We start from the raw sequence: 12,411 nt of genomic DNA, 5'->3' as shown, positions 1-12,411 counted from the left end.
GCGCAGGAGGCTGCGCGCGCCGGGTGAAACTTGAAACTTAGGCCAGCACTTCCACGGCCTGGTTCTGCATCAGTGCCAGCAGGCGGGCGATTTCTTCGCGCATCTGGCGGCGGTCCACGATCATGTCGATCGCGCCCTTGGTCAGCAGGAACTCGGAACGCTGGAAGCCTTCCGGCAGCTTTTCACGCACGGTGTTTTCGATCACGCGCGGACCGGCGAAGCCGATCAGTGCCTTCGGTTCGGCCATCACCACGTCGCCCATGAAGGCGAACGATGCGGACACGCCACCCATGGTGGGGTCGGTCAGCACGGAGATGAACGGCAGCTTCTTCTCGGCCAGCTTGGTCAGCATGGCAGTGGTTTTCGCCATCTGCATCAGCGACAGCAGGCCTTCCTGCATACGTGCGCCGCCAGTCGCGGTCACGCAGATGAACGGCACCTTCTGCTCCAGTGCGACCTGGGCCGCGCGGGCGAAGCGTTCGCCAACCACGGAACCCATGGAGCCGCCCATGAATTCGAATTCGAAGCATGCCACGACAACCGGCAGGCTCATGATCGAGCCGCCCATCGCAATCAGGGCGTCGGTTTCGCCGGTGGCTTCCATCGCCTGCTTCAGGCGATCCGGGTATTTCTTGCTGTCTTTGAACTTCAGCGTGTCGACCGGCAGGGTTTCCTGGCCGATTTCGTAACGGCCGCCGGCGTCCAGCAGTGCATCCAGGCGCTCACGGGCGCGGATACGCATGTGATGGTCGCACTTGGGGCAGACATGCAGGTTCGATTCGAGGTCGGTACGGTACAGCACAGCCTCGCAGGATGGGCACTTGACCCACAGGCCTTCAGGCATTGTCTTGCGAGCGGCAGCGTCCGAGCGCTGGATGCGCGGTGGCAGCAATTTTTCCAACCAGCTCATATATTTCTCCTCTTGCACTAACTTAGGCCGGAAGTGTAGCCGGTTCTGCCTGTCCTGTCGAACAAAACAGGCAGAACATTGCTCTCAATTCAACGCTTTTCGTCGAGTGCCTGGCGAATGCCGGAAACGAACGATCGTACTGATTTTGCAGCATTTTCCGGGCCTGCCGCCTCGATTTCCTGGATGATGCGGCTGCCGATCACCACCGCATCGGCCACACTGGCCACCGCACGCGCGGTTTCGCCGTCGCGGATGCCAAAACCGACGCCCAGCGGGAGCTGGATGTGCTTGCGGATCATTTCCAGGCGGCGCGCCACGTCCTCGGTGTCGATATGCCCGGCGCCGGTCACGCCTTTCAGCGACACATAGTACGTGAAACCGCTGCCGACACGCGCTACTTGCTGCACGCGCTGCTCGGTCGAGGTGGGCGCCAGCAGGAAAATCAGGTCCTGCCCTGCCGCGCGCATCCTGGCGGCGAATTCCTCGCACTCTTCCGGCGGATAGTCGACCACGATGGCGCCATCGGCACCGGCGGCGCGGCTGGCGTCGATGTAGGCGTCGGGCCCGAGGCGCTCGATCGGGTTGGCGTAGCCCATCAGCACGACCGGGGTGGTCGTGTTGGTTTTGCGGAATTCACGCACAAAGTCGAAGCAGTCGCGGATGCCGACACCGTTGGCGAGTGCCCGCTCGCAGGCGCGCTGGATGACCGGGCCTTCGGCCATCGGGTCGGAGAACGGGATGCCCAGTTCGAGGATGTCGGCGCCGCCGTCCACCAGGGCGTGCATCAGTTCCACGGTCTTGCCGGGATGCGGGTCGCCAGCGGTGATGAAGGTGACCAGGGCTTTCTTGTTTTGCGCTTTCAGGGCGGCGAAGGTTTGTTCGATACGAGTCATGTTTTTTCCGGTTTTAGAACTGCAACCCGGCGCGCTGCGCAACGGTATGCATATCCTTGTCGCCGCGGCCCGACAGGTTGGCCAGGATGATCTTGTCCTTCGGCAGGGTCGCCGCCAGCTTGGCCGCATACGCCAGCGCATGCGACGACTCCAGCGCCGGAATGATGCCCTCGATATGGCAGCAATCATGGAAAGCCTGCAGCGCCTCGTCGTCGGTGATCGACACGTATTGCGCGCGTCCCGAATCCTTCAGGTAGGAGTGCTCGGGTCCGACACCCGGATAGTCCAGGCCGGCCGACACCGAATGCGTCTCGATAATCTGCCCGCCCTCGTCCTGCAGCAAATAGGTACGATTGCCGTGCAACACGCCCGGATAGCCGGCCGTCAGCGAAGCAGCGTGCTTGCCGGACCCCAGCCCTTCGCCTGCCGCCTCCACGCCCACCAGCGCCGTTGCAGCCTGGTCGATGTAGGGATAGAAAATGCCCATCGCATTCGAGCCGCCGCCGATGCAGGCCACGACGTAGTCAGGCTGGCGGCCGGTCATCTCGGGCATCTGCTGCAGGCATTCCTCGCCGATCACGGACTGGAAGTCGCGCACCATCATCGGATACGGGTGCGGGCCCGCCACAGTGCCGATGATGTAAAAGGTGTTCTCGATATTGGTCACCCAGTCGCGCATCGCTTCGTTCAGCGCATCCTTCAGGGTCTTGGAGCCGGACTCCACCGGCACCACGGTCGCACCCAGCAGCTTCATGCGATAGACGTTCTGCGCCTGGCGCTTGACGTCCTCGCTGCCCATGTACACCACGCACTCCAGGCCGAAGCGCGCGCAGATGGTGGCGGTAGCGACACCGTGCTGCCCGGCGCCGGTTTCGGCGATGATGCGCGGCTTGCCCATGCGCTTGGCCAGCAAGGCCTGGCCGATCACGTTATTGATCTTGTGCGCGCCGGTGTGGTTCAGGTCTTCGCGCTTGAAGAAAATCTGCGCCCCGCCCATCTGCGCCGACCAGCGCTTGGCGTGGTACACGGGCGACGGACGGCCGACGAAATGCTTCAGCTCATAGCGGAATTCTTCGAGGAACAGCTCGTCCTTGCTGTAGCGCTCATAGGCTTGGCGCAGTTCGGCCAGCGCGTAGCTCAGGGTTTCGGCAACGAAGGAGCCGCCGTAGGGGCCGAAATGGCCGGTGGCGTCAGGCAGGTGGTAGGACGAGGCGTGAAACAGGTGCGCTGGAGGCGCGTCAAGCGGGGTTTTCATGGTGCAGGTCTTTCTCAATAGTGGCATCTGCTGCCCGCACGCCGCGAATGAACTCCGCGATCAGGCGAGCATCTTTGATGCCCTTGGCGCGCTCGACGCCACTTGAGACGTCAACCGCGTAAGGGCGAACGCTGGCCACTGCGCCAGTCACATTTTGCACGCTCAAGCCACCACTCAAAACGGCCCGATGCGCGAGATCTTTTGGGATTAGGGACCAATCGAAAACCTTTCCTGCGCCGCCATATGCATCCACGAAGGTGTCGAGCAGGAGGCCCGAGAACAAGCCACTGGATGCGCGGCAAAGTCGCTCATATTCTAGCAGCTCAGCGCCGCTTGTGTCGGGTTTGACGCGGAATACCCGCACGAAGGCACGCCCGGCAGCGCGCGCCGCCTCGGCACATTGCCCTGCCGTTTCATCGCCATGGAATTGCAGCAGCGATACTGGCGCCACCGCCACGGCTGCCGCCACCTGCTGCGCCGTGTGGTTCACGAACAGGCCGACCGGCGTTACGAACGGCGGCAGCAGTGCAATCAGCTCGGCCGCCCGCGCCGGCGCCACGTAGCGCGGGCTCTTTTCGTAGAATACAAAACCCACCGCATCGGCGCCCGCAGCCACGGCGGCCTGGACGTCTTCTTCGCGGGTCAGGCCGCAGATCTTGATGCGGGTGCGTGGCATTGCAGGTTTCCTCAGAAGGCTGGCAGGATGCTGGGCTCTTCTTGCGGCAAGCCCCATTTTGCGTCGTATTCGATTTTGGACAGGTACAGCCCGTCCGGCATGAAGGTTGGCGCCGCCTTGGTGCGGTCCTTCCCTGCCAGCAGCTCGCCCAGCCAATCCGTGTTCTCGCGGCCCTGGCCCACATACACCAGCGCGCCGACCAGGTTGCGTACCATATGGTGCAGGAATGCGTTGGCACGCAGCGTGAACAGGATCATGTCGCCGTGGCGCTCGATCTCGATCATCTGCATCTCCTTGACCGGCGTCCTGGCCTGGCACATGGCAGCGCGGAAGGCAGTGAAGTCGTGGGTGCCGATCAGCGGCTTGACCGCTGCGCGCATGCGCTCCACGTCCAGCTTCCAGTGCGTAAAGCCGGCGCGGCCTGCCAGCAGCGGCGAGCGTATCTGCTGGTTGTACAGCAGGTAATGGTAGGTGCGGGAACGGGCGCTGAAACGGGAATGGAATTCCTGCTCCGGCGTCGGCGCCTGCGGCAGGTAGCGCGCCCAGCGCACGCCGATCGATTCTGGCAGGAAGGCATTGATGCCGCGTACCCAGGCGTGTTCGGCGCGATCGAGCCCGGTGTCGAAGTGCACCACCTGGTTCAGCGCGTGCACGCCGGCGTCGGTGCGGCCGGCGCAAGTGGTGCCCAGCTTGACGCAGGCGAAGCGCTCGATGGCTTCCTCCAGCTTGTTCTGCACGGTCTGGCCGTGCGGCTGGACCTGGTAGCCAAGCCAGCCGGCGCCGTTGTACTGAAGCCCTAATGCAATGCGTTTCAAAATAAAAAATGCCCGGTCAGATTGATCTGTGACCGGGCATTATACGGTGAAACAGGGTTTAGCCGAGTTGCGAGCGCATGGTACTGGCGCGTGCAACCTGGTCGTCGCTGCCGCCGCGGATCACTTCATCCAGCAGCTCGCGAGCGCCTTCCTTGTCGCCGATTTCCTGGTAAGCCACTGCCAGGTCCAGCTTGGTGTCCATCTCCATGTGGAGGGCGGACATCTCGTCTTCGTTCTTCGGTGCTTCGGCCACTTGGCCGGCGCCGCCGAGGTCGAGGTCGATGCCGGACAGGTCGAAGTCGGCTGCTGCCGGAGCGGCAGCGGCCGCAGGTGCCGCTTCAAGCGGCAAGTCCAGCGCGAAATCGGCAGCCGACAGCTGAGCTTCTTCAACCGGCGCAGCAACCGCCGCGCTCGCGCCAGGCAGCGAGAAGTCCATGCTGCTCAGGTCTGCCAGCGGGTCGGCCGCGACTGCTGCCGGCTTGGATTCGCTTGGCAGGTCCAGGTTGAAGTCCATGCCGATATCGGACATGGCGTCAGGCACCGGCGCCGCTTCCACCGTTTCAATCTTGGCGGCTGGGGTATCCAGGCCCAGGTCGAAGGACAGGTCCTGCACTTCTTCCGCAGCAGGAACCGGCGCCGGGGCCGCTTCAGCGACCACCGGAGCCGCAACTGCCGGCTCGTCGAAGCTCAGGCCGCCGAGGTCGAAGTCCAGGGTATTGCTGTCGGCAGCTTTCGGGCTTGGCCTGGTTTCTTCAGCAAAGGACGGCAGCGCGCCTGCGTCGCGGTCCAGGTCGAAATCCATCACGCTGGCAGCAGCAGTTGGCGCGGCATCCTGGCTCAGGTCCAGGTCCAGGCCATCAGCATTGGCTGGTGCAGCAGCGGGCTCGGCAAACATCGCAGCGAAATCGTTGAGCTCATTCGACTCGCTGGCTACGAAAGGGGCTGCGCCAGCGGCAGCTGCAGCACCAACCATGCCGCCGGCGGCTTTGGCTTGTGCGGCACTGACGTACAGCGGATTGTCAGCGTCGATGCTGACGCCCATCGCTGCGGCTTGCGCCCACTCGTCGCCCTGGCCCTTGGTCATCGAATACAGCTCGCTGGCCTGGGTTTCGAAGGAACGTGCATCCTTGCGGCCGGCATAGATTTCCAGCAGCTTCAGGCGCACCGGGTGGCGTTCCGGATGGACGCGCAGTGCTTCCTTCAGGATTTCCTCGGCCTGGGCATCGCGGCCGTAAGCAATGTACACATCGGCTTCCGCCACCGGATCGACTTCATTGGTGTCGAGCTGGCTGGCCGAAGGGGCGAAGTTGGAGTTGAACACGCTGTTGCTGGTGTCCACGCTCTGGCCGCCGGTTTCGGCGAACAGGGAATGCGCGGTGGTACCCGGATCGCCCATCACGCTGGCCGCTTCCGTATTCATCATCGACATCTCTTCGGCAGCCTTGCGGCGGCGTACCACCATCAGCGCAGCCAGGCCGAGCAGCGCAGCAACGCCAGCGCCGATCAGCTTGATGTTTTCCATGATCATGTCGACCAGGCCCGGCTCGACTTTCGCAGGCGGCGTCACGACGGTGCGCTTTGGCTTGCTTGGCTTTTCCGGTGCAGCTTCCACCGGTGCTGCCGCTTCCGGCGCCGGCGCGGCGGCAACCGGGGCGGCAGCGGCAGGCGCCGCGGCCGGCGCTGCCGCCGGCGCCGGGGCCGGCTCGGACAGCTTGACGACCGGGCTGGCGGCAGGCGCCGCAGCAGCCGGCGCCGACGCTGGAGCAGGCGCGCTGGCTTTCGCCTGTGCGCTGGCGCCAGCCTTGTTCTTCACCTCCATCAACTTCTCGAGGCTGTTGACGTTCTTTTCCAGCTCCTTCACACGGGCGCTGGCGTCGGCCATCTGGCGGTCCTTGGCGATCTTGTCTTCCACCACGCCGGTCTTGCCCGGCTTGCTGGAAGCTTCGCCTGCCTTGGACAGTTTCAGCTGGTCCTTCGACTCGCTGACGGCAGTCGGGCGTTCCTTGACCTGGGCAGTGATCTTGCCGGTCTGGCTTTGCTGGGATTCCGCTTCCTTGGACGGGGTAGCCGCAGCAACCTGGCCCGCCAGCTTGGAGCGGTAGGCGTTGAAGTCGGCGGCATGGGCCACCACCACGCCATGGGCTTCACCCTGGCTGGTCCCCTTGACGGAGCCCGCGTCCGGCACGGACAGGATGGTGCCGGACTTCAGGCGATTCATGTTGGAGCCGTTGAACGCGTCCGGATTGGCGCGGTACAGGGCCACCAGCATCATGTCCAGCGACACGTCGGCTGGCTTCAGGCGGCCGGCGATCTTGCCCAGCGTATCGCCCTTCTTGACGGCATAGCTGTCGGCGCCTTCTTGCGCTGCTGCGGCGGCGCGCGGTGCAGCTGGTGCAGCTGGCGCCGCCGGTGCACGCGACGATGCAGCCGGCGCCGACGGTGCCGTGCCAGGTGCAGCCGCCGATGCTGCGGCCGCAGGGGCGGCAGCAGGAGTCGACGTTGCAGCGGGACGCGTATTGCGCGACGCCGCAACCTGTGCGGAGTTGGTGGTACGCAGGTCGGCCGGGTCCAGCAGGAAGGTGTACTCGCGTACCAGGCGACCATTGGTCCAGGTCAATTCCAGCAGCATGTCAACGAAAGGCTCGTTGATTGGCTGGGACGAAGTAATACGGATAAATTGGCGCGAGCCACGGGCTTCGACCTCGAAACGCAGGCTGAGCAATGCCGAATTGAAGTCGATATTGGCGGCGCGGAAGGCATCCGGCGAGGCCAGCTTGGCCACCAGTTCGGACGCTTCTTCAGCGGTGACGGCCGTCAATTCGATTTCGGCACGCAGCGGCTGCCCCAGCGAGGAGAGCACAGTGAGCTTGCCAAGGCCTGCTGCGTTGACGGAAATAGGTGCGAGCACGGCACCGCTGAGCATAGCAGCGGTCAGTGTTTTCAACGCGAACGAAGCGACCTTGGAAGGTTTTTGTACAGGCATAGTGAGGACGGAAAATGGTTAACGTGGAAACAAAGTTACTTTTCCAGAGGTCTCAACATAACATCATGCTTTAAAGCATGCAAGCATTCTCCCACTATTCTCCCTGTTAAGGAACTATTCTGTTTCGTTCATGACGAAAATATTTCTTCTCCCGAAGAAAAAAGCCGGAATTTCCTTTGAAATCCGGCTTTTAGAAAATACTTCTTATCTTGTTTATTATTCAGTAGTTATTAGCTGATTAATAACAGATTATTTATCCAATACGATGCGCAGCATGCGGCGCAGCGGCTCGGCAGCGCCCCACAGCAGCTGGTCGCCTACAGTGAAGGCCGACAGGTAGTCGCCGCCCATCGACATCTTGCGCACGCGGCCGACCGGGATCGCCAGGCTGCCGGTGACGGCGGCCGGGGTCAGTTCCTTGACCGACGCTTCGCGCGTGTTCGGTACCAACTTCACCCACTGGTTGTCCTTGGCGATGATGTCGTTGATCTCGTCCAGCGGCACATCCTGGCGCAGCTTGATGGTCAGCGCCTGGCTGTGGCAGCGCATCGCGCCGATACGCACGCACAGGCCGTCGACCGGGATGGCGGAAGCGGAGAAGCCTTCGCCGCGGCCCAGGATCTTGTTGGTCTCGGCACCGCCCTTCCACTCTTCCTTCGACTGGCCGTTGCCCAGGTCCTTGTCGATCCACGGAATCAGGTTGCCGCCCAGCGGTACGCCGAACTGCCTGGTTTCTTCCGGCGACAGGCCGTGCTGGGTAGCCAGCACCTGCTTGTCGATTTCCAGAATGGCCGATGCCGGGTTGTCCAGCAGGTGCTTGACGGAGGCGTTGATGGTGCCGTACTGGGTCAGCAGCTCGCGCATATGCTGCGCGCCGCCGCCCGATGCCGCCTGGTAGGTCATGGAAGTCATCCACTCCACCAGGTCCTGCTTGAACAGGCCGCCCAGGCCCATCAGCATGCAGGACACGGTGCAGTTACCGCCGATGAAGTTCTTCACGCCCTTGGCCATGGCGTCCTTGATCACGTTCAGGTTGACCGGATCGAGCACGATCACGGCATCCTTGTCCATGCGCAGGGTCGACGCGGCGTCGATCCAGTAGCCGTTCCAGCCGGCTGCGCGCAGCTTCGGGAATACCTCGGTGGTGTAGTCGCCGCCCTGGCAGGAGATGATGATCTCGCAGCGTTTCAGTTCGTCGATGTTGGTGGCGTCTTTCAGGGTAGTCTCGTTCTTCGCCATCTTCGGCGCAGCGCCGCCGGTGTTCGAAGTGGAGAAGAACACCGGCTCGATATGGGCGAAGTCGCCCTCTTCCTGCATGCGCTGCATCAGGACCGAACCGACCATACCGCGCCAACCAACCAGACCTACGAGTTTCATTTTGCTTTCCTTTGGATGTGAAATCTTTAAAGTGCTGCGACCACTGCATCGCCCATCTGCGAAGTGCCCACCTTGGTGGTCCCAGCTTCGTAGATGTCCGGCGTGCGCAGGCCCTGTGCCAGGACCTTCTTGACAGCGGTTTCGATGCGGTCAGCCTGCTCTGCGCGGCCCAGCGAATAACGCAGCATCATGGCAGCCGACAGGATCGTGGCCAGCGGGTTGGCAATGCCCTTGCCCGCGATATCGGGAGCCGAGCCGTGCGACGGTTCGTACAGGCCCTTGTTGTTGGCATCCAGCGAAGCCGAAGGCAGCATGCCGATCGAGCCGGTCAGCATGGCTGCGGCGTCCGACAGGATATCGCCGAACATATTGCCGGTGACGATGACGTCGAACTTCTTCGGCGCGCGCACCAGTTGCATGGCGGCGTTGTCGACGTACATATGGTCCAGCGCCACGTCCGGATATTCCTTGTGCACGTCGGTGACGATGTCTTTCCAGAACTGGAAAGTCTCCAGCACATTGGCCTTATCGACGGAAGTCAGGCGCTTGCCGCGCTTTTGCGCCGCCTGGAACGCCACGTGGGCGATGCGGCGGATTTCGCCTTCCGCATAGCGCATGGTGTCGAAGCCTTCGCGCTGGCCCTTGAACGGACCATCCGGGCATTCGCGCACGCCGCGCGGCTGGCCGAAATAGATGTCGCCGGTCAGCTCGCGCACGATCAGGATGTCCAGCCCCGACACCACTTCCGGCTTCAGCGTGGAAGCGCCGGCCAGCTCAGGGTACAGGATGGCCGGGCGCAGGTTGCCGAACAGGCCCAGGTTCTTGCGCAGGCCGAGGATGGCCTGCTCCGGGCGCAGCGGACGGTCCAGCGTGTCGTACTTCCAGTCGCCCACGGCGCCGAACAGCACGGCGTCGGCCGCCTTGGCCAGCGCCAGGGTTTCTTCCGGTAGCGGGTGGCCCTTGGCCTCGTAGCCGGCGCCGCCGACCGGCGCAGTTTCCATCTCAAATTTTTCGTCGAGCGCATGCAGGACCTTGACGGCCTGGCTGACGATTTCCGGGCCGATGCCATCGCCCGGCAGGATTGCGATTTTCATGTTGATCTTATCTGTTAAATGACGTTGGCCAGCCAGGGCTGGCTTGCCAGGCGGCGTTCTTCGAACGCGTGGATCTCGTCGGCATGGCGCAGGGTCAGGCCGATGTCGTCGAGACCATGCATCAGGCAGTATTTGCGGAAGGCGTCGATCTCGAATGGGTAGGAGACGGAACCGTCGCTGGTGCTGACGCGCTGCTGCTCAAGGTCCACCACCAGGCGGTAACCCGGGAAGGCCTTGACTTCATTGAACAGATGATCGATCTGCGCTTCGCCAAGGACGACCGGCAGCAGGCCGTTCTTGAAGCAGTTGTTGAAGAAGATGTCTGCAAAACTCGGCGCGAGGATGGCGCGGAAGCCGTACTGGTCGAGCGCCCATGGCGCGTGTTCGCGCGACGAGCCGCAGCCGAAATTCTTGCGGGCCAGGAGAATCGAAGCTCCCTGGTAGCGTTGCTGGTTCAGCACGAAGTCCGGGTTGAGCGGACGCTTGCTGTTGTCCACGCCCGGTTCGCCGTGGTCAAGATAGCGCCACTCGTCGAACAGGTTGGGACCAAAGCCGGTGCGATGGATCGACTTCAGGAATTGCTTCGGGATGATCGCGTCGGTATCGACGTTGGCGCGGTCAAGGGGTGCTACCAAACCTTCATAGACGGTAAATTTTTCCATGATTCTCTGCGTTGGCGACGGCAGGCAATGCGCGGGGCATCGGCTGCCGTCCAGCTTTTATTTGCCGGCGCTTTCTACAACCTGCCCGGCCCTTTGCACATCCTTGCCGATGCCGGCAACGGTGTTGCAGCCGGTCAGGATGATGGCGGAGATAGCGATAGCGAATAGTTTTTTCATTTTGGACTCTTGCTGGTTGTTGTTAGCGGATGGATCGGACATCCACGAAATGGCCGGCGATACCGGCTGCCGCCGCCATGGCAGGCGATACCAGGTGGGTACGCCCGCCTTGGCCTTGGCGACCTTCGAAATTACGATTGGAGGTGGAAGCGCAGCGCTCGCCCGGATCGAGCCGGTCGGCGTTCATGGCCAGGCACATCGAACAGCCCGGCTCGCGCCATTCAAAGCCGGCGGCCTTGAAGATCGCGTCCAGCCCCTCGCGCTCGGCCTGCTCCTTCACCAGGCCGGAGCCCGGCACCACCATTGCCAGCTTCACGTTCGAAGCGCGCTGCTTGCCGCGCACCACGGCGGCGGCGGCGCGCAAGTCTTCGATGCGCGAGTTGGTGCAGGAGCCGATAAAGACCTTGTCGATGCGGATGTCTTCGATGCGGGTATTCGGCGTCAGGTTCATGTACACCAGGGCTTTTTCCATGGCGTCGCGCTTGACCGGGTCTTTCTCCTGGTCCGGATCGGGCACGCGGCCGTCGATCGAGGTCACCTGCTCTGGCGAAGTGCCCCAGGTCACCTGCGGCTGGATCTGCGCCGCGTCCAGCGTGACGACGAAGTCGAATTTGGCGCCCGGGTCGGAATGCAGGGTGCGCCAGTACGCCACCGCCTGCTCCCACTGCGGGCCTGCCGGCGAATAGGGACGGCCCTTGACGTAGTTGATGGTAGTGTCGTCCACCGCGACCATGCCGGCGCGCGCGCCCGCTTCGATCGCCATATTACAGACCGTCATGCGGCCCTCCATCGACAGCGAACGGATCGCCGAGCCGGCGAATTCGATCGCGTAGCCGGTGCCGCCCGCGGTGCCGATCCTGCCGATCACGGCCAGCACGATGTCCTTGGCGGTCACCCCGGCCGGCAGCACGCCGTCCACCTGCACCAGCATGGCCTTGGATTTCTTGGCCAGCAGGGTCTGCGTCGCCAGCACGTGCTCCACTTCGGACGTGCCGATGCCGTGCGCCAGCGCGCCGAACGCGCCGTGGGTCGAAGTATGCGAGTCGCCGCACACCACGGTCATGCCCGGCAGGGTCGCGCCCTGCTCCGGGCCGATCACGTGCACGATGCCCTGGCGCTTGTCGTTCATATGGAAGTAGGTCATGCCGACCGACTTGGTGTTCTGGTCCAGGGTTTCCACCTGCAGGCGCGAGGTGGGATCCTCGATGCCGTGCGAACGGTCCGTGGTCGGAACGTTATGGTCGGCCACCGCCAGGTTGGCCGACAGGCGCCATGGCTGGCGCCCGGCGCTGCGCAGGCCGTCGAATGCCTGCGGGCTGGTGACTTCATGTACCAGGTGGCGGTCGATGTACAGCAGGGCCGTGCCATCTTCCTCAGTGCGTACTACGTGGGATTCCCAGAGTTTGTCGTAAAGCGTTTTCATGATGCTGCCTGATAAGGTGATCCGTTTGATTATGCCATATTTTGTGCAATGCAAAACCCAGCTGTTTTCCGCCTCGTGAGCAATTTCGCGTAGTTTTTGGCGTATGGCGCCATCCCCAACGACCATACCAGAAAAGGTCCTTTTTC

At 62.9% G+C, this 12,411-nt stretch carries 11 protein-coding genes; all 11 read right to left on the bottom strand.

Translation table 11 applies throughout. From position 1 onward, the window contains the following. Window positions 1-37: 37 nt before the first annotated feature. The gene (gene accD, locus ASD07_RS14365; RefSeq protein ID WP_028104921.1) at window positions 38-910 is read right to left on the bottom strand and encodes an acetyl-CoA carboxylase, carboxyltransferase subunit beta; all 873 of its coding nucleotides are present in this window, start codon (window positions 908-910) and stop codon (window positions 38-40) included. An 89-nt stretch (window positions 911-999) separates the two neighbouring features. Continuing rightward, a complete protein-coding gene (trpA, locus tag ASD07_RS14360) occupies window positions 1,000-1,803 on the bottom strand; it encodes a tryptophan synthase subunit alpha (RefSeq protein ID WP_055931205.1) in 804 nt (267 codons plus the stop codon). A gap of 13 nt (window positions 1,804-1,816) precedes the next feature. After that, complete coding sequence (trpB, locus tag ASD07_RS14355; protein ID WP_055931202.1) at window positions 1,817-3,058, bottom strand: tryptophan synthase subunit beta; 1,242 nt, start codon at window positions 3,056-3,058, stop codon at window positions 1,817-1,819. Further along, entirely contained in the window at window positions 3,042-3,734 is a 693-nt protein-coding gene (locus tag ASD07_RS14350) for a phosphoribosylanthranilate isomerase (RefSeq protein WP_055931199.1), read from the bottom strand. The genes trpB and ASD07_RS14350 overlap by 17 nt, the downstream gene beginning before the upstream one ends. A gap of 11 nt (window positions 3,735-3,745) precedes the next feature. Then, window positions 3,746-4,549, bottom strand: coding sequence for a tRNA pseudouridine(38-40) synthase TruA (gene truA, locus ASD07_RS14345; protein WP_055931197.1), 804 nt, complete (start codon window positions 4,547-4,549; stop codon window positions 3,746-3,748). 58 nt (window positions 4,550-4,607) lie between these two features. Beyond that, the gene (locus ASD07_RS14340) at window positions 4,608-7,532 is read right to left on the bottom strand and encodes a FimV/HubP family polar landmark protein (protein WP_082507313.1); all 2,925 of its coding nucleotides are present in this window, start codon (window positions 7,530-7,532) and stop codon (window positions 4,608-4,610) included. Window positions 7,533-7,781: 249 nt separating this feature from the next. Then, on the bottom strand, window positions 7,782-8,909 hold the full coding sequence (asd, locus tag ASD07_RS14335; protein ID WP_082507312.1) for an aspartate-semialdehyde dehydrogenase: 1,128 nt from the start codon (window positions 8,907-8,909) through the stop codon (window positions 7,782-7,784). A gap of 26 nt (window positions 8,910-8,935) precedes the next feature. Beyond that, on the bottom strand, window positions 8,936-10,003 hold the full coding sequence (leuB, locus tag ASD07_RS14330) for a 3-isopropylmalate dehydrogenase (protein WP_055931187.1): 1,068 nt from the start codon (window positions 10,001-10,003) through the stop codon (window positions 8,936-8,938). Window positions 10,004-10,017: 14 nt separating this feature from the next. Next, window positions 10,018-10,665, bottom strand: a complete 648-nt coding sequence (gene leuD, locus ASD07_RS14325) for a 3-isopropylmalate dehydratase small subunit (RefSeq protein ID WP_055931184.1) — start codon at window positions 10,663-10,665, stop codon at window positions 10,018-10,020. 57 nt (window positions 10,666-10,722) lie between these two features. Beyond that, a complete protein-coding gene (locus ASD07_RS30165; RefSeq protein ID WP_082507346.1) occupies window positions 10,723-10,842 on the bottom strand; it encodes an entericidin A/B family lipoprotein in 120 nt (39 codons plus the stop codon). 22 nt (window positions 10,843-10,864) lie between these two features. Continuing rightward, window positions 10,865-12,268 carry a 3-isopropylmalate dehydratase large subunit gene (gene leuC / locus ASD07_RS14320; RefSeq protein ID WP_055931881.1) on the bottom strand — a complete coding sequence of 468 codons (1,404 nt, stop codon included), beginning with the start codon at window positions 12,266-12,268 and terminating at the stop codon, window positions 10,865-10,867. Window positions 12,269-12,411 lie beyond the last annotated feature (143 nt).

It is taken from the genome of Duganella sp. Root336D2, from assembly GCF_001425005.1.
Classification (GTDB): domain Bacteria; phylum Pseudomonadota; class Gammaproteobacteria; order Burkholderiales; family Burkholderiaceae_D; genus Rugamonas.
This window is presented reverse-complemented; position numbering and strand designations above follow the sequence as displayed.

What these genes read in the sequence shown, in the direction of transcription:
- accD (WP_028104921.1), bottom strand. Translation starts at nt 910, where the DNA reads ATGAGCTGGTTGGAAAAATTGCTGCCACCGCGCATCCAGCGCTCGGAC.
- trpA (WP_055931205.1), bottom strand. Translation starts at nt 1,803, where the DNA reads ATGACTCGTATCGAACAAACCTTCGCCGCCCTGAAAGCGCAAAACAAG.
- trpB (WP_055931202.1), bottom strand. Translation starts at nt 3,058, where the DNA reads ATGAAAACCCCGCTTGACGCGCCTCCAGCGCACCTGTTTCACGCCTCG.
- ASD07_RS14350 (WP_055931199.1), bottom strand. Translation starts at nt 3,734, where the DNA reads ATGCCACGCACCCGCATCAAGATCTGCGGCCTGACCCGCGAAGAAGAC.
- ASD07_RS14340 (WP_082507313.1), bottom strand. Translation starts at nt 7,532, where the DNA reads ATGCCTGTACAAAAACCTTCCAAGGTCGCTTCGTTCGCGTTGAAAACA.
- asd (WP_082507312.1), bottom strand. Translation starts at nt 8,909, where the DNA reads ATGAAACTCGTAGGTCTGGTTGGTTGGCGCGGTATGGTCGGTTCGGTC.
- leuB (WP_055931187.1), bottom strand. Translation starts at nt 10,003, where the DNA reads ATGAAAATCGCAATCCTGCCGGGCGATGGCATCGGCCCGGAAATCGTC.
- leuD (WP_055931184.1), bottom strand. Translation starts at nt 10,665, where the DNA reads ATGGAAAAATTTACCGTCTATGAAGGTTTGGTAGCACCCCTTGACCGC.
- ASD07_RS30165 (WP_082507346.1), bottom strand. Translation starts at nt 10,842, where the DNA reads ATGAAAAAACTATTCGCTATCGCTATCTCCGCCATCATCCTGACCGGC.